Source organism: uncultured Stenotrophomonas sp., from assembly GCF_945952405.1.
Classification (GTDB): Bacteria; Pseudomonadota; Gammaproteobacteria; order Xanthomonadales; family Xanthomonadaceae; genus Stenotrophomonas.
Map to the genome: position 1 here is coordinate 34514 of NZ_CAMFIA010000001.1, position 17051 is coordinate 51564.

A 17051-nucleotide genomic window follows, 5' to 3' on the forward strand; every position below is an offset into this window, starting at 1 on the left:
ACCAGCCGGGCAGGGGCCCTGCTCCACGGGGGCTCACGGCACCGCGTAGCCGGCTTGGCGCAGCAGTCCGCACAGTGCGATCAGGGGCAGGCCGACCAGGGCGGTCGGGTCGCGGTTGTCGATCGCTTCGAACAGGCTGATGCCCAGGCCCTCGCATTTGAAGCTGCCGGCGCAGTCCAGGGGCTGCTCGGCAGCCACGTAACGGACGATCTCGCGCTGTTCCAGGGCGCGGAAGCGGACCTCGGTCAGGTCAACGACCGTCCGTGATTCTCCATCACGGCTGAGACAGACGGCGGTGTGGAAGCGCACCGTCTGCCCGGCCATCGCCGCCAGCTGTGCACAGGCGGCCTCGACCGTCCCCGGCTTGCCCAGCGCTTGGCCGTTCAGGTCCGCCACCTGGTCCGAACCGATCACCCAGGCCCCCGGATGACGCGCCGCCACCTCGGCCGCCTTGGCCACGGCCAGGCGCGTGGCCAGGGCCAGTGGCGCCTCGCCGTTCAACGGGGTTTCATCGACGTCCGGGCGTGCGCAGTCGAACGGCAGGCCCAGCCGTTGCAGCAGTTCGCGGCGGTAGCGGGAGGTGGAGGCCAGGACCAGTGGCATGCGACAATACCGGGGCAGGGCGAGGCAGTCTGGCCCGTCCACGGCGCCAGCGGCAAGTCCTGTATGGCGGGCATTTGACAGCCGCCGCCTCGATCCTTAGTATTCAGCGGCTTATGTCCGCGAACGTGCCCGAAACGCTGGATGCCTGGCGGATGGTTGTAGCGCGAAGGCGCTTCGACGGTCAGGTCTCCCTGGCTGAATTGACCCGCCTGCAGGGGTTGGTCGCAGATACCGACGGCGAGTGTGTCTACTCGCTTGAATTCGGTCGCGACGACGTCTTGCGGGTATCCTATGTTGAACTGAACATCGACACCGCGTTGCCGCTGATCTGTCAGCGCAGCATGCAGCGATTCCTGTTGCCGGTGAAGGTGACCCAGAGGCTTGGCCTGATCCGCGACGAGGACGAGGAATCGTCCTTGCCGGAGGAATACGAGGCGTTGCTGGTGCCGGAAGACGGCCAGCTGCGTCCGCTGGACCTGGTCGAGGACGAATTGGTGCTGGCGGTACCGGTGGTACCGCTGTCGCCCGACGGCGAAGCAGTCGACAAGGACTGGGCGCCGAGCGAAGAAGAAACAAAGCAGGCCAACCCGTTTGCGGCGTTGGCGGCATTGAAGAAACAATAGCAGCCGGTTGTCGTCGGCGGCTGCGGCGAAAGCGAAAAGTGTGCTGGGCGCTGGCGTCCTGTGCGACGAAACGACGAAGCAAAACGAACCGAGTTTGGAGCAATCCCATGGCTGTCCAGAAATCCCGTGTTACCCCGTCCCGCCGCGGCCAGCGCCGTTCGCATGACGCCCTGAGCGCCAAGCAGCTGTCGACCGACCCGACCACCGGCGAAGTGCATCTGCGTCACCACATCACTGCCGATGGTTTCTACCGCGGCAAGAAGGTCATCCAGACCAAGACCTCGGCTGTCGAAGAAGATTGATGTGCCGGGAAGGCCGCTGCCTCCGGGCAGCGGCCTTTGCCTTCTTTCCCGGGCGTGCCGGTGATCGGCGGCCCGCGCAACAGGAAACATGATGAGCAAGCGGATCTACTCGAGGATCGCGGGCACCGGTAGCTATTTGCCGGAAAAAGTCCTGACCAACGCCGACCTGGAAAAAATGGTCGAAACCTCGGATGAGTGGATCCAGTCGCGCACCGGAATTCGTGAACGGCACATCGCGGCCGAAGGCGAAACCACCAGCGACCTTGGCTACAACGCCGCGCTGCGTGCGCTTGAAGCCGCAGGCATCGACGCCTCGCAGCTCGACATGATCGTGGTCGGTACGACCACCCCTGACCTTATTTTCCCGTCTACCGCGTGCCTGATCCAGGCCAAGCTCGGTGTTGCGGGGTGCCCCGCCTTCGACGTCAACGCGGCCTGTTCGGGCTTCGTGTTCGCGCTGGGCGTGGCTGACAAGTTCATCCGTTCCGGCGACTGCAAGCACGTGCTGGTGATCGGCACCGAAACGCTGACCCGCATGGTCGACTGGAACGACCGCACCACCTGCGTGCTGTTCGGCGATGGCGCCGGCGCCGTCGTGCTCAAGGCCGACGAAGAGACCGGCATCCTCAGTACCCACCTGCATGCCGACGGCAGCAAGAAGGAACTGCTGTGGAACCCGGTCGGCGTTTCGGCCGGCTTCAAGGACGGCGCCAATGGGGGCGGCACCATCAACATGAAGGGCAACGACGTGTTCAAGTACGCCGTCAAGGCGCTGGACTCGGTCGTGGACGAGACCCTGGCCGCCAACGGCCTGGACAAGTCCGACCTGGATTGGCTGATCCCGCACCAGGCCAACCTGCGCATCATCGAAGCCACCGCCAAGCGCCTGGACATGTCGATGGACCAGGTCGTGGTCACCGTCGACAAGCATGGCAATACCTCGTCCGGCTCGGTGCCGCTGGCGCTGGATGCCGCCGTGCGATCGGGCCGCGTCGAGCGCGGCCAGTTGTTGCTGTTGGAAGCGTTCGGCGGCGGCTTCACCTGGGGTTCGGCCCTGTTGCGCTATTGATAGTGCAAGTTACGACAATGTGAAGTCTTGTCGTTACGGCCCCTCTGGGGCCGTAGCGCGTTTTAAGGAGGACCTGTCATGGTTGAGCCCATCGTCATCGAAGGGCAACGCGCCTGGCTGAAGCAGTACGGCAAGGGAAGCCGAGCAGTGGCCCTGGGCCTGCTCAATTTTGTTGCCCGCCGTTTTCATCTTGATGCCCTGCGCCCGCCGCCGCACCGCGGCGGTGATGCTGCACGCGAAACCGAAGCCCGTCGCCTGGGAGAACTGCAGGCGCAGGGCGTGAACGTGCCCGACGTGCTGGGCACCGGCCATGCCGCGCTGGTGATCGGCGACAACGGCAGTTCGTTCAATACCTGCCTGCGCCAGGCTGACGATGCCGGCCGCGATCGGCTGGTGATGGCGGCGATGCAGGCCATCGCCGCAGCGCATGCGCGCGGGGCGTATTTCGGCCAGCCGTTGCCGCGCAACCTCACCTGGGATGGCCAGAAGGTCGGTTTCATCGACTTCGAGGAAGATCCGCTGGAGGTGATGGATCTGTCCGAAGCGCAGGCCCGTGACTGGCTGATGTTCGGTTACGGCGTCGCCAAGTACTACGCGGACCGTCCCGAGCACCTGCAGGCGATGATGGCTGACGCAATGGGCGACGTTCAGGCGCCGGTGCGCGAGCACGTGCATGCGGTCAGTGGCCGCCTGCGCAGTCTCGCCCGGGTGTGCATGAAGCTGGGCCGCTCGGCGCGTGCGCTGGCCCATTCGATCTTCATCACCCACGGCGCCAGCACCATCGGCGTGCTGATGCTGGTGGGCCTGTGCGTGGATTTCCTGGCCGACGGCCAGCTGGACGTGCTGGAGCTGTTCTGCTGATGGCTGACAGGGGTCAGATCCCTTTTCCTGCGGAAAGGGGATCCGGCCCCGTTGCGCTTGCCTGGCCGCCCTCCATACGCCTGCATACGCGCACGTACAGACGACACAGCGGATTCGCCCTTATCATGGCCCGCTTCGATTGCAACAAGCGGATGACCGCGTGACCGTATCCACCCTCGCTTTTGTCTTCCCCGGCCAGGGCTCGCAGTCTGTGGGCATGGTGGCCGAGCTGGCCGAACTGCACCCGCAGGTGCGTGAAGCCTTCACCGAAGCATCCGATGGTGCCGGCGTCGACCTGTGGGCGCTGTCCCAGGGCGGCCCGGAGGAAATGCTCAACCGTACCGAATACACCCAGCCGGCGCTGCTGGCCGCAAGCATCGGCGTGTGGCGCGCCTGGAACGCCGTGGGCGGTCCGCGCCCGTCGGTGCTGGCAGGCCACAGCCTGGGCGAGTACACCGCGCTGGTCGCGGCCGGCGCGCTGAGCCTGCATGACGGTGCGCACCTGGTGCGCCTGCGCGGCCAGCTGATGCAGGAAGCCGCGCCGGCCGGTGTCGGTGCCATGGCTGCCGTGCTCGGTGCCGAAGACGCGCTGGTGCTGGAGGTCTGCGCCGAAGCCGCAGGCAGCCAGGTGGTGGTGCCGGCCAACTTCAATTCGCCGGGCCAGATCGTGATCGGCGGCGATGCCGACGCGGTTGACCGTGCACTGGCGCTGCTCGCTGAAAAGGGCGTGCGCAAGGCGGTCAAGCTGGCGGTCAGCGTGCCCTCGCATACCCCGCTGATGCGCGAAGCCGCCAACCGCCTGGCCGAAGTGATGGCCGGTCTGTCCTGGCAGGCACCGCAGCTGCCGGTGGTGCAGAACGTCGATGCGAAGGTGCATGACGGCATTGACGCGATCCGCACTGCACTGGTGCAGCAGCTGTACCAGCCGGTGCAGTGGACCGGCTGCGTGCAGGCATTGGCCGGCCGTGGCGTCACCCGGATCGCCGAATGCGGCCCGGGCAAGGTGCTGACCGGCCTGGTCAAGCGCATCGACAAGGCCATTGATGGCCGTTCGCTGGCCACTCCGGGCGACTTCGAAGCCGCCCGCGAGGCATGGTCGGCCTGACCTCCCCTGTTCCTGCCGACCGTGCCGGTGGCCGCTGCAAGCGGCACGGGTGCGGCGGCCGTCCCCGCCTGAGGAAAACATCATGAGCAAGCCCCTGCAGGGTGAAATCGCACTGGTCACCGGCGCCAGCCGTGGCATTGGTGCCGCCATCGCCGATCTGCTGGCCGCCCAGGGCGCCACCGTCATCGGCACCGCGACCACCGAATCCGGTGCCGCTGCGATCGGCGAGCGCCTGGCCGCCCACGGTGGCCACGGCCGCGCGCTGAACGTCACCGACGCCGCCGCGCTGGACAGCGTGCTGGATGGCATCGCCAAGGAATTCGGCCCGATCTCGATCCTGGTCAACAACGCCGGCATCACCCGCGACAACCTGCTGATGCGCATGAAGGACGAGGACTGGGCGTCGATCATCGACACCAACCTGACCAGCGTGTTCCGCACCAGCAAGGCGGTCATGCGCGGCATGATGAAGGCGCGCAAGGGCCGCATCATCAACATCGCGTCGGTGGTGGGCGTGACCGGCAATGCCGGCCAGGCCAACTACGCTGCGGCGAAGGCCGGCATCATCGGCTTCAGCAAGTCGCTGGCCAAGGAAATCGGTTCGCGCGGTGTCACCGTCAATGTGGTCGCTCCCGGCTTCATCGACACCGACATGACCAAGGCATTGCCGGAAGAAGCGCGTACCGCGCTGATCAACGACATCGCCCTCGAACGCCTGGGTTCGCCGGAAGACATCGCCCATGCGGTGGCCTTCCTGGCTGGCCCGGCTGCCGGTTACATCACCGGTGAAACCCTCCATGTGAACGGCGGCATGTACATGCCGTAAGCAAGGGGCGCAGGGATTGCGCCGCAAGTGGTTGATCTGCTGGGGTTTTTGCTGCAATGCAAGGCCGCGCCGGTTTCCACTACACTATCCCACGGCCATCGCCTTTGATGGCGACCACTTTTGAACCACAACTCCATCTGGAGCGAGATCCCATGAGCACCATCGAAGAACGCGTCAAGAAAATCGTCGTCGAACAGCTTGGCGTCAAGGAAGAAGAAGTCACCAACAGCGCATCGTTCGTCGATGACCTGGGCGCTGACTCGCTGGACACCGTCGAGCTGGTGATGGCCCTGGAAGAAGAATTCGAGTGCGAGATCCCGGACGAAGAAGCCGAGAAGATCAGCACCGTGCAGGCCGCCATCGACTACGTCAAGGCCCACGTCAAGGCCTGATGTCAGACGGCAGTGCGCGTGCGGGTTGATCCTCGCCGCGCACCGCACCCCATGGGGCCGCTGTTGCGGCCCCGTGTGTTTGGGCATCAATCGAAGCAACCCGAGTTACCCGTAGAAATCATCCGGGTCAGGAGAAACAGCAATGAAGCGTCGCGTCGTCGTAACCGGCCTGGGTATCGTCTCGCCGTTGGGCAATGATCTGGCCAGCAGCTGGGAAGGCATCACCCACGGTCGTTCAGGCATCGGTCCGCTGACCAACGTTGCTGATGCCTACCTGGATCGGTTCACCACCAAGATTGCAGGTGAGGTCAAGGGATTCGACATCACCGCCGACAACGAACTGTTCGGCAGGTTCCGGGTCAGTGGCAAGGATGCCAAGAAGATGGACCCGTTCATCCATTACGGCCTCGGTGCCTCGTTCATGGCCCTGCATGACTCGGGCCTGGAAATCACCGAAGCCAATGCCGATCGCATGGGCGCCATCGTCGGCGCCGGCATCGGCGGCCTGCTCGGCATCGAAGAGCAGACCATCGAGTTCCATGAGGGCAAGAAGATCTCGCCCTTCTACGTGCCCAAGACCATCATCAACATGCTGCCGGGCCAGCTGAGCATCATCACCGGCCTGAAGGGCCCGTCGTTCTCGGCGGTGTCGGCGTGCGCGACCTCGAACCATTCGATCGGTACCGCGATGCGCATGATCCAGTACGGCGATGCCGACGTGATGGTGGTCGGTGGTGCCGAGCGTGGTTCTTCGCCGACCGCCGTGGGCGGCTTCTGCGCGATGAAGGCCATGAGCACCCGCAACGATGCCCCGGAACAGGCCTCGCGTCCGTGGGACAAGGACCGTGACGGCTTCGTGCTGGGCGATGGCGCCGGCATCCTGATCCTGGAAGAGTACGAGCACGCCAAGGCCCGTGGCGCGAAGATCTACTGCGAGCTGGCCGGCTTCGGTGCCAGCTCCGACGCTTACCACATGACCGCGCCGAGCGAGAACGGCGAAGGCGCCGCCCGCTGCATGGTCATGGCCATGAAGGACGCCGGGGTGACCCCGGAGCAGGTGGGCTACCTCAACGCACACGGCACCTCCACGCCGCTGGGCGACCTGGGCGAGACCATGGCGATGAAGACCGCCTTCGGCGACCACGCCTACAAGATGATGGTCAGCTCCACCAAGTCGATGACCGGCCACCTGCTGGGTGCCGCCGGCGGCGTGGAAGCGATCTTCTCGGTGATGGCGCTGCAGGACAACGTCATTCCGCCGACCATCAACCTGCAGCAGCCGGGCGAAGGCTGTGACCTGGACTACGTGCCCAATGAAGCACGCCAGGCCAAGGTCGACGTGGTGATGTCCAATGGCTTCGGCTTCGGCGGCACCAACGGTACGCTGATCTTCAAGCGCATCTGACGGATATCCCGATCCACGTCGTGCACCACGGAGCCGCCGCAAGGCGGCTTCCGTGCATCTGAATTCCCCTGCAGGCCGCCATGACCCACGCACCGCTGATCCACCCGTTGCCGCACCCGATCGATCTGCTGGCGCTGCAGCAGCACGACCCGGCCCGTTTCCCGCTGCTGATGGAGTCCACCGCATCGGGCACCGCGCAGGGCCGCTGGAGCCTGCTGCTGGCCGCGCAGGGTGACTGCCTGCGGCTGGAGGCCGACGGCCGCGTGCGCGACCAGCACGGCAACCTGCACGCCGGCAGTTTCCTGCAGGTGCTGGATCGCGCCTGGCAGCAGCAACGGCTGCCGCATGACGGCAGCCACAGCCTGCCGTTCCGTGGTGGCTGGGCGTTGATGCTGGACTACGAAGTGGCCAGCCAGATCGAACCGGTGCTGCCGCCGCGCGCGCGCGACGATGCCGGCCCGAGCGCGCTGGCGCTGCGCTGTCCGGCGGCGGTGCTGCACGACCACCAGAACGGCGCCAGCTTCGTGATTGCCGAAGCCGGAGAACAGGCACTGCTGGACGCCTTGGTTGGCCTGGCGTCGAGCGTGCTGCCCGAAGCTGGCCTGGCCTGGCAGCCGCCGCAGTCGGTGGCCGAGGACGCGCCGCAACGCTTCACCGACGGCGTGCGCCGGGTGATCGACTACCTGCGTGCCGGTGACGTGTTCCAGGTGAACCTGTCGCGGCGCTGGAGCGCCCTGTTTGCCGCGCCGGTCAGCCCGCAGGCGCTGTATGCGCAGCTGCGCCGTGCCAACCCGGCACCGTTCGCCGGCCTGTTCAGTGCGCACGGGCGCCACGTGGTCAGCTCTTCGCCGGAACGGCTGGTTTCGGTGCATGCCGGCCATGCGCAGACCCGGCCGATTGCCGGCACGCGGCCGCGCTTCGAGGGGGACGATGATGCCGCGCGCATCCAGGAGCTGGTCGGTCATCCGAAGGAGCGTGCCGAGCACGTGATGCTGATCGACCTGGAGCGCAATGACCTGGGCCGGATCTGCGTGCCGGGCAGCGTGGTGGTCGATGAGCTGATGACCGTGGAGAGCTATGCGCACGTCCACCACATCGTCAGCAACGTCAGCGGCCAGCTGCGTCCGGAGGTCACTCCCGGCGAGGTGATCGCCGCGACCTTCCCGGGCGGCACCATCACCGGTTGCCCGAAAGTGCGCTGCATGCAGATCATCAGCGAGCTGGAGCAGGTGCCGCGTGGTGCCTACACCGGTGCGTTCGGCTGGCTGAACCGCGACGGCGACCTGGACCTGAACATCCTGATCCGCACCGCCGAAGTGGATGGCCACGAAGTCAGCTTCCGCACCGGCGCCGGCATCGTGGTCGATTCGGACCCGGACAAGGAACTGGACGAGACCCGCGCCAAGGCCCGCGGCCTGCTGCGCGCGCTGGGCCAGCAGGGGTGATCGACCGGCGGGGCAGGAAGGTTGGTGGGTGCCGACCGTTGGTCCGCAAGGGAGATGGTGGGTGCCGACCGTTGGTCGGCACGGGGGATGGTAGGTGCCGACGGTTGGTCGGCACGGGGGATGGTGGGTGCCGACCGTTGGTCGGCACGGGGGATGGTAGGTGCCGACCGTTGGTCGGCACGGATAGCCCTTCCAGTCATGACCCCACACCAGCGGCACGGTATCCTGCACGACGGAATCGAGTTCAGAGGTAGTCCATGGCGGGAGCCAAGCGCGGGTGTCTGTTCGTGGTCACGCTGGTGGTGGTGCTGGCCGCCATCGTGGCCGGTGCGGGCGCGTGGTTCTTCTACAAGCAGGGCCAGTTCGCCGACGCCCGGATCACCCCGTCCGCCGAAAGCGTGGTCATCGCCAGCGGCGATGGCATGAACAGCGTGCTGCGCAAGCTGCGCGAGGCCGGCGTGGATGAAGGCCAGGATGCGCAGTGGCAGCTGCTGGCGCGCCAGCTGGATGCCGCTGGCAAGCTGAAGGTGGGCGAGTACGCACTCGGCAACGACCTGACCCCACGTGAGCTGTTGCTGCGCATGCGCGCCGGCAAGGTGCTGCAGCACCGGGTCACCCTGGTGGAAGGCTGGAACATCCGCCAGCTGCGTGCCGCACTCAAGCGTGCCGAGCCGCTGCTGCACACCACCGACAACCTCGATGATGCCGCGCTGATGCAGCGCCTCGGTTTTGGCGGCCAGCATCCGGAAGGCCGCTTCCTGCCGGAGACCTACGTCTACCAGCGCGGTGACAGTGACCTGGACGTGCTCAAGCGTGCCCACGCCGCGATGGAGAAGGCACTGGACGAAGCCTGGGAAAGCCGCGCGCCGGACCTGCCGATCAACACGCCGTACGAACTGCTGACGATGGCCTCGATCATCGAGAAGGAAACCGCGCTGGCGAGCGAGCGCCCGCAGATTGCCGGGGTGTTCATGCGCCGCCTGAAGATCGGCATGCGCCTGCAGACCGATCCGACCGTGATCTACGGCCTCGGTGCCGCGTATGACGGCAACATCCGCCGCCGTGACCTGACCACCGATACGCCCTACAACACCTATACCCGTGCGGGCCTGACCCCGACCCCGATTGCCATGCCCAGCCGCGATGCGCTGATGGCCGCCGCGCAGCCGCTGTCCGGCGACGCGCTGTACTTCGTCGCCGTCGGCGATGGCAGTGGCGCGCACGTGTTCTCGCCCAGCCTGGACCAGCACAACGCCGCAGTTGCCCGTTACCTGCAGCAGCTGCGCCAGCAACGTACCCAGGAGACCCCGGCGCAATGAGTCCCGCGCTGCTTCGCCATCCCCGTTTCGTCAGCCTGGAAGGTGGCGAAGGCGCTGGCAAGACCACCGCCATCAATGCCATCCGTGACTGCCTGCGCAGCCATGGCCACGAGGTGGTGCTGACCCGTGAGCCGGGTGGCACGCCGCTGGCCGAGCGCATCCGCGGCCTGGTGCTGAAGCCCGATGCCGAGATCGCGGCCGAACCGCTCAGCGCGGAAGCCGAACTGCTGCTGGTGTTTGCCGCACGCGCACAGCACGTGCGGGAGGTGATCCGGCCGGCACTGCAGCGTGGCGCCTACGTGCTGAGCGATCGCTTCACCGATTCCAGCTACGCCTACCAGGGCGGTGGCCGTGGCCTCGATCCGCAGTGGATCGCCGACCTGGAGCGTCGCGCGGTCGGGCTGCTGCCGGGCCTGACCCTGCTGCTGGACGTGGACGTGGAGGTTGGACGCGCGCGTGCCAACGGCCGTGATCTGTGGCCGGACCGCATCGAAAGCGAGCAGGACGATTTCTTCCAGCGTGTACGTGCGGTGTTCCGCGAGCGTGCACGACAGGATCCGCAGCGCTTCGCGCTGATCGACGCCGGCCAGGTGCAGGCGCGCGTGGCGGCCGATGTGGTTGCCCGGGTCGAGCGCTGGCTGCAGGACGGGGAGGGCGCATGAGCACGTTCTCGCCGTGGCAGCAGCGCGCATTCGAACAGACCGTGGCCGCGCTCGATGCCGGCCGCCTCGGCCATGGCCTGCTGATCTGCGGGCCGGCCGGGCTGGGCAAGCGCGAAGTCGCGCTGGCGCTGGCCGACCACGTGCTGGCGCAGGGCGACGCCGCGCATGCCACGCGCACGCGCCAGCTGATTGCCGCCGGGACCCATCCGGACCTGCAGCTGGTCAGCTTCATCCCGAACAAGAGCGGCGACAAGCTGCGCACCGAGATCGTCATCGAGCAGGTGCGTGAGATCACCGACAAGCTGGCACTGACCCCGCAGTACGGCGTGGCGCAGGTGGTGATCGTCGACCCCGCCGATGCGATCAACCGCTCGGCCGCGAACGCATTGCTGAAGACCCTGGAAGAACCGCAGCCGGGCCGCTACCTGTGGCTGATCAGCAGCGACCCGGCGCGCCTGCCGCAGACCATCCGCAGCCGCTGCCAGCGGTTGGAATTCAAGCTGCCGCCACGCGAGGAAGCTTTGGCCTGGCTGCAGCGGCAAGGCCACAGCGAAGCGTCGGCGATCGAGGCGCTGGAGGCCGCACGCGGCCATCCCGGCCAGGCCGACAACTGGCTGCGCGAAGACGGCCTTGGCCTGCGCCGCGACGTCGGCCGCGAGCTGGAGCAGCTGGCCGCGGGCAAGACCGGCGCGGTGGAGCTGGCGCAGAAATGGTGCGCTGACGACAACGCCGCGCTGCGCCTGCGCTTCGCTGCCGACCTGGCGCTGGCCCAGGCCAGCACCGATGCCTTGACCATGCCGGAGCGATTGCACAAGCTTGCAGCCTGGTTCGATGCGGCCAACCGCACCCGCGACCTGCTACGCACCACGGTGCGTGCAGACCTTGCGGTGGTCGAGTTGCTGCTGGCCTGGAACAAGGTGAACGAGCGGCCTGCCGCAAGGGGAAATCGATGAGTGCCAGCAACGCCCGCCAGGGCATCCTGTCCCTGGCCGTGAAGGACAAGGCCGCGCTGTACAGCGCGTACATGCCGTTCGTGAAGAATGGCGGCATCTTCGTGCCCACGCCCAAGCGCTACTTCCTCGGCGACGAGGTGTTCCTGTTGCTGACCCTGCCCGATTCCAGCGAACGCCTGCCGGTGGCCGGCAAGGTGATCTGGGTGACCCCGGCCGGTGCCCAGGGCAACCGTACCGCGGGCATCGGCGTGCAGCTGGCCGACGGTGCCGAAGGCGAGGGCGTGCGCCACAAGATCGAGACGCTGCTGGCCGGCCTGACCAGTTCCGACAAGCCGACCCACACGATGTGAGGTTGCGCGGGGCCTTTCTGTACAGCCGAGCCATGCTCGGCTTGAGGCCTGGGAAACAGCCGTGAACACGAATGTGAAAAACTGTTGACGGCCTCTGAAAAGCCCCTATAATGAGCGGCTCAGCAACACACCGGGCGGTTAGCTCAGCGGTAGAGCATTGCCTTCACACGGCAAGGGTCACAGGTTCGATCCCTGTACCGCCCACCATGTTGCAGAACGAAAGAAGCCTCCAGCAATGGGGGCTTTTTTGTTGCCCGCGCTCGCACGCAGGCGAGCGCATGACGCCACGGCAACGCATCATCGATCGACGTAGAGGGTTCCATCCCTGCGCTGTCCCGCCGCCGCGGGCAGGCGTAGTCTCAGCCCGTTGCCGTGCCCATCCGCCTTGGAGTGCCACCATGCCGCTGGCCCGTATCGATCTTCGCAAAGGTAAATCCGCCGACTACCGCCAGCGTATCGGCGAAGCCATCTACCAGGCCATGCGTGCGGTCGGCGTGCCGGAAAACGATCGCTTCCAGATCTTCCAGGAACACGATGCCGACACGCTGGTCTACGACCCGGGCTACCTGGGCGTGGACCGCAGCGACGACTTCATCTGCATCCAGATCACCTGGAATGAAGGGCGCACGCTGGAGCAGAAGAAGGCGCTGTACGCCGGCATCGCCGATGGGTTGCACGCGGCAGTGGGTATCCGCCGCGAGGATGTGTTCATCAACCTGGTGGAAGTGAAGCGGGAAAACTGGTCGTTCGGTAATGGTATGGCCCAGTACGTGAGTTGATGCGCGAAAAACATCCACGCATGGCGTGGATCTACAGAGGAGCGCATAGGCCTGCGTCACCGTGTCGCAGGGGGTAAACCCTGAACGGGGTCCAAGGTTGGCCATGGCCCCGTAGAATGGCCGGGTGCGTCGTTCTGTCCTCCACCGCCGGTTCCAGGCCCTGGCATGGCTCGCCATGCTGCTGGTGCTGCTTGCCCCGCTGGTGAGCCGCTGGCTGGCGCATGGCCACGCCGCTGCGGCTGCGCCGGTGGCAGCCATGGACCACGCGACGCATGCAGAACACGCGCAGCACGCGATGGAAGGGCACCACGACCATCACGCGATGGCAATGCCGCACGGCGAATCGACACCGAAGCCCGCTGCCGATCCCCACGCCAATCATGAGATGGGCGTGGACTGCGACTACTGCCTGATCGCCGCGCGGCTGATCACCCTGCTGGTGGCCGCATTGCTGCTGTTGGCGCCGATGGCACCGGTGTGCCGCGCGCTGCGCGGTGCGGTGCGGGCGTTGCCGCAACGGATCAGCGGCACATTGGGAGCGCGTGGGCCGCCGGCCATGATGGCCGCCTGAGCCGCACGCGCGTTGCATTGAACGTTTTTCCATGAGGTTGCCGGCCACGGCCGGTGCCCGCACGCGCGTGTTTGTCCCTTTCTGATTGCTGCCCTGCACTTGCGGGGTGGCCTTGCATGCCGTGAAAACATGAAAACGAACCCCAACTCCGCGCGCCTGCGCCGGGCGACGCTGCCTGTCCTGTGCGCGTTGCTCCTGCATGCCGCGCCCCTGCTTGCCGCCGATCTGGCATCGCCGACCACGCTGGATACCGTGCGTGTGGTCGATACCCGCAGTGGCGAACTGTCGTCCACCGCCAGCGCCGGCTCTGCATTGGGCCTGAGCGTGCTGCAGACACCGGCCAGCCTGACGGTGATTTCGCGCGAACAACTCGAGCAGCGCGGCGACAGCAACCTCAACGATGCGATCAGCCGGGCCGGTGCGATCAGTGCGATGCCGCACCCGGGCAACGGCCTGAGTGCGCTGTCCAGCCGTGGCTTCACCGATGGTGCATCGGTGATGCGGCTGTATGACGGGCTGCGCCAGTATGGCGGGGTCGGCATCACCTTCCCGTTCGATACCTGGTCGATTGAACGCATCGAAGTGCTGCGGGGGCCGGCCTCGGTGATTCATGGCGATGGCGCGATTGGCGGGGTGATCAACATCGTGCCGAAGAAACCCTCGCGCGGAGCCATTGAAAACGAGATCAGCGTGACCGTCGGCAGCGAGGACACCGCACGCCTGGGCTTCGGCAGCGGCGGTGCGCTGACCCCGGAGCTGGCCTACCGGCTCGACATGAGCGGCAACTACAGCGGTGGCTGGGTCGATCGGGGGCGCAACAGTGACGCGACGTTCTCCGGTGCATTGCTGTGGCAGCCGCGTACGGACCTGCAGCTGACCCTCACCCATGCGCAGGGCGACCAGCAGCCGATGCGTTACTTCGGTACGCCGCTGGTCGAGGGCCGCCAGCTGGAGGCGCTGCGCCACCGCAACTACAACGTGGAAGACAGCCAGATCCGCTACCGCGATCGCTGGACCCAGCTGGATGCGCTGTGGACGCCCAATGCGGATGTGGAATGGCGCACGCGCCTCTATCAGATCGACAGCCAGCGCGACTGGCGCAATGCCGAGGCCTATGTCTACAACCGGGCCACCGGCTTGATCGATCGCTCGGGCAACACCCAGATCACCCACAACCAGGACCAGACCGGGCTGACCTCGACGCTGCGGGTGCAGGGCACCGCGGGTGGCCTGCAGAACAGTTTCGCCGTCGGCCTGGATGCCAACCGCGCCCACTTCAAGCACACCAACAATACCTATGCCGGCAGTTCGGGCGCGGTCGATCCATTCAACCCGCTGCCTGGCCAGTTCAGCAGCGATGCGCCGAACCTGCCGCGCTACCGCAACCGTGCCGAGCAGTACGCGCTGTTTATGGAAGACCGGTTGGCATTGAGCGAGCGCTGGTCGCTGCTGGGGGGGCTGCGCCATGACCGTGCACGCATCGAGCGCACCGATCTGATCAGTGGCCAGAGCGCGTTCTCGAAGACCTACCGCAGCACCGGCTGGCGCGCAGGCACGGTGTTCGCACTGCAGCCGACGCTGAGCCTCTATGCGCAGTACTCGCAGGCGGCGGACCCGGTCAGCGGCCTGCTGATGATCAGCCCGGCCAACGGCGCATTCGACCTGGCCAAGGGACGCCAGATCGAGGTGGGGCTGAAACAGGCCTTCGATGGCGGCGAGTGGACGCTGGCCGCCTATCGCATCCGCAAGACCGGCCTGCTCAGCCGCGACCCGCTGCTACCGGATCGCCGGGTGCAGGTGGGCGCGCAGACCTCGCGCGGCGTCGAAGCCTCGTTGAACTGGAACTTCGCACCGCAGTGGACGCTCGATGCCAACGCCACGGTGCTGAAGGCCGAGTTCGAGGACTTCCTGGAAACCACCGGTTCGCCGGCGATGCTGGTCTCGCGTGATGGCAACGTGCCGCCCAACGTGGCCGAACGCCTGGCCAATGTGTGGCTGAGCTGGCAGTTCCTGCCGGACTGGAGCGCAGCGGGTGGCGTTCGCTATGTCGGCAAGCGCTACGCAGACAATGCCAACACGCTGGAGTTGCCCGGTTACAGCACCACCGACCTGGCGCTGAGCTGGCAGGCGGCGCCGCGCACGCGCCTGTCCGCGCGGTTGTTCAATGTGTTCGACAAGGCGTACTACGCCACCGCCTACTACACCAGTACGCAGTGGTTGCTGGGGGCCGACCGGCGTGTCGAATTCACCGTCGACCATCGCTTCTGAGGGCGGCCGCCATGTCGCTGCGATCCACCGCCAAGCGCTGGACCTACCTGGTGCACCGCTGGCTGGGCATCGGCGGATGCCTGTTGATGCTGCTGTGGTTCGTCAGCGGCATGGTGATGCTGTTCATCGGCTATCCGAAGCTGACACCGGGTGAGCGCCTGGCGGCGTTGCCGCTGTTGGGCGATGCGCGCGGTGTGCTGGGGCTGTCGGCGCTGCCGCCGGCGCTGCAGGCAGCGCCGGAGAACGTAGCGCTGACCACGCTGCGCGGCGAGCCGACGTACGTCGTGCGCAGCGGCGGCAATGTCGGCGCCTGGTCGGCAACCACGGGCCACGCGTTGCTGCCGGTCTCGGCGCAGCGGGCCGAAGCATCGGCCGCGCAGTTTGCCGCGGGTCCGGCCTTCATCGGCGCGGTGCGCGTGGAGGAGGATCGATGGACGCATTCGCGCGCGCTGGACGCACACCGGCCGCTGTATCGGGTCGGGGTCGGCGGTGCGCAACCCGGCGATGTGTACGTGTCCTCGCGCACCGGCGAAGTGGTGCTGGATGCGCCGCGTGTGCAGCAGCGCTGGAACTATGTAGGCGCCTGGCTGCACTGGTTGTATTTCCTGCGCATGCAGTCGGTGGATCCGGTGTGGACGTGGGGGGTGATCGTGCTGTCGGCGCTGTGCACGGTGGCGGCGGTCAGCGGCATCGTGGTCGGGCTCTGGCGCTGGCGATTCCGGGGCCACTACCGCTCGGGCGCGAAGACGCCGTACGCCGAGCCCTGGATGCGCTGGCACCACCTGGTCGGATTGATGGCGGCGGCGTTCGTGTTCACCTGGATCTTCAGCGGCTTGATGTCGATGAATCCGCTGGGCATCTTCACCGGCACGCGCGAGGCAATGGATGCCGGGCGCTATCGCGGCGGCACGGTGAGCGTGAACGGGGCGCTGGCCGAGCCTGCGGTCTTGCTGGCCAGCGTGGATGACGCACGCTTCCGCGCGGTCGAGATCCAGTGGCGGCGCATTGGCGGCGAGCTGTTTGCGGTACTGCTGGACGGGCAGGGCGATACCCGCATCGTGTCCGCGCACGCAGGAGCGCTGCAGGTGACGCACCTGCTGCCTGCGCCGTGGCTGCAGCAGAAGCTGCGGGCGATGTCCGATGCGCCGATGCGGATGTTTGCGATCCAGCATGCAGCGGATGCGTACTTCTACCCACGTGCGCCGGAAGCCATGAATGGCGCGGCGGTGCGGCGCTTCCCGGTGGCGGTGGCGGATTTCGGCGATGCCGAGGCCACGCGCGTCTATGTCGATCTGGCCACCGGTGACCCGTTGCTGACGATGGGGCATCGCGAGCGTGCAGGTCGCTGGCTGTTCTACTTCCTGCACAGCTGGGACCTGCCGGCGATGCTGCGGCAGGGCGCGGTGCGGCTCAGTGTGTTGCTGCTGCTGAGCCTGGCCGGTACCGCGCTGTGTGCGACGGCCACGGTGATCGGCTACCGCCGTCTGCGCATGACGCTGCGGCGTCAGCGGCGCTGAT

At 66.7% G+C, this 17051-nt stretch carries 18 protein-coding genes and 1 tRNA gene; 18 read left to right on the top strand and 1 reads right to left on the bottom strand.

Annotated features, from left to right (window positions below):
- Positions 1–33: 33 nt before the first annotated feature.
- Positions 34–603: a Maf family nucleotide pyrophosphatase gene (locus Q0P60_RS00170; protein ID WP_294987051.1), complete on the bottom strand. Its 570-nt coding sequence runs from the start codon at positions 601–603 to the stop codon at positions 34–36.
- Positions 604–716: 113 nt separating this feature from the next.
- On the opposite strand from Q0P60_RS00170, the gene Q0P60_RS00175 reads away from it, so the two are divergent.
- From Q0P60_RS00175 to Q0P60_RS00260, 18 genes are all read left to right on the top strand, one after another.
- Positions 717–1226: a YceD family protein gene (locus Q0P60_RS00175; protein ID WP_294987053.1), complete on the top strand. Its 510-nt coding sequence runs from the start codon at positions 717–719 to the stop codon at positions 1224–1226.
- 107 nt (positions 1227–1333) lie between these two features.
- Positions 1334–1528: a 50S ribosomal protein L32 gene (rpmF, locus tag Q0P60_RS00180; protein WP_005408308.1), complete on the top strand. Its 195-nt coding sequence runs from the start codon at positions 1334–1336 to the stop codon at positions 1526–1528.
- A gap of 91 nt (positions 1529–1619) precedes the next feature.
- Positions 1620–2597 carry a beta-ketoacyl-ACP synthase III gene (locus Q0P60_RS00185; protein WP_294987056.1) on the top strand — a complete coding sequence of 326 codons (978 nt, stop codon included), beginning with the start codon at positions 1620–1622 and terminating at the stop codon, positions 2595–2597.
- Between the two features lie 78 nt (positions 2598–2675).
- Positions 2676–3458 (top strand): serine/threonine protein phosphatase, encoded by a 783-nt coding sequence (locus Q0P60_RS00190; RefSeq protein WP_294987058.1) that lies wholly within the window; start codon positions 2676–2678, stop codon positions 3456–3458.
- A 160-nt stretch (positions 3459–3618) separates the two neighbouring features.
- Positions 3619–4563: an ACP S-malonyltransferase gene (gene fabD / locus Q0P60_RS00195; protein WP_294987060.1), complete on the top strand. Its 945-nt coding sequence runs from the start codon at positions 3619–3621 to the stop codon at positions 4561–4563.
- A gap of 82 nt (positions 4564–4645) precedes the next feature.
- Positions 4646–5389 carry a 3-oxoacyl-ACP reductase FabG gene (fabG, locus tag Q0P60_RS00200; RefSeq protein ID WP_004146899.1) on the top strand — a complete coding sequence of 248 codons (744 nt, stop codon included), beginning with the start codon at positions 4646–4648 and terminating at the stop codon, positions 5387–5389.
- A gap of 152 nt (positions 5390–5541) precedes the next feature.
- Positions 5542–5781, top strand: coding sequence for an acyl carrier protein (gene acpP / locus Q0P60_RS00205; protein WP_005408313.1), 240 nt, complete (start codon positions 5542–5544; stop codon positions 5779–5781).
- A 142-nt stretch (positions 5782–5923) separates the two neighbouring features.
- Complete coding sequence (gene fabF / locus Q0P60_RS00210) at positions 5924–7186, top strand: beta-ketoacyl-ACP synthase II (RefSeq protein WP_294987064.1); 1263 nt, start codon at positions 5924–5926, stop codon at positions 7184–7186.
- A gap of 80 nt (positions 7187–7266) precedes the next feature.
- A complete protein-coding gene (locus Q0P60_RS00215; protein WP_294987066.1) occupies positions 7267–8631 on the top strand; it encodes an aminodeoxychorismate synthase component I in 1365 nt (454 codons plus the stop codon).
- A 257-nt stretch (positions 8632–8888) separates the two neighbouring features.
- Complete coding sequence (gene mltG, locus Q0P60_RS00220; RefSeq protein WP_294987068.1) at positions 8889–9950, top strand: endolytic transglycosylase MltG; 1062 nt, start codon at positions 8889–8891, stop codon at positions 9948–9950.
- Positions 9947–10612, top strand: a complete 666-nt coding sequence (gene tmk / locus Q0P60_RS00225; RefSeq protein WP_294987070.1) for a dTMP kinase — start codon at positions 9947–9949, stop codon at positions 10610–10612. Before mltG ends, tmk begins: the two co-directional genes overlap by 4 nt.
- Entirely contained in the window at positions 10609–11565 is a 957-nt protein-coding gene (locus tag Q0P60_RS00230) for a DNA polymerase III subunit delta' (protein ID WP_294987072.1), read from the top strand. Before tmk ends, Q0P60_RS00230 begins: the two co-directional genes overlap by 4 nt.
- On the top strand, positions 11562–11915 hold the full coding sequence (locus Q0P60_RS00235) for a PilZ domain-containing protein (RefSeq protein ID WP_004146965.1): 354 nt from the start codon (positions 11562–11564) through the stop codon (positions 11913–11915). The genes Q0P60_RS00230 and Q0P60_RS00235 overlap by 4 nt, the downstream gene beginning before the upstream one ends.
- Positions 11916–12047: 132 nt before the next feature.
- A tRNA-Val gene (locus Q0P60_RS00240) sits at positions 12048–12122 on the top strand.
- Positions 12123–12313: 191 nt separating this feature from the next.
- Positions 12314–12694 (top strand): tautomerase family protein, encoded by a 381-nt coding sequence (locus Q0P60_RS00245; protein WP_294987075.1) that lies wholly within the window; start codon positions 12314–12316, stop codon positions 12692–12694.
- A gap of 175 nt (positions 12695–12869) precedes the next feature.
- Positions 12870–13265: a DUF2946 family protein gene (locus Q0P60_RS00250; protein WP_294987816.1), complete on the top strand. Its 396-nt coding sequence runs from the start codon at positions 12870–12872 to the stop codon at positions 13263–13265.
- Between the two features lie 129 nt (positions 13266–13394).
- Positions 13395–15533: a TonB-dependent receptor gene (locus Q0P60_RS00255; protein WP_294987077.1), complete on the top strand. Its 2139-nt coding sequence runs from the start codon at positions 13395–13397 to the stop codon at positions 15531–15533.
- An 11-nt stretch (positions 15534–15544) separates the two neighbouring features.
- The gene (locus Q0P60_RS00260; protein WP_294987079.1) at positions 15545–17050 is read left to right on the top strand and encodes a PepSY domain-containing protein; all 1506 of its coding nucleotides are present in this window, start codon (positions 15545–15547) and stop codon (positions 17048–17050) included.
- Position 17051: the final 1 nt, after the last annotated feature.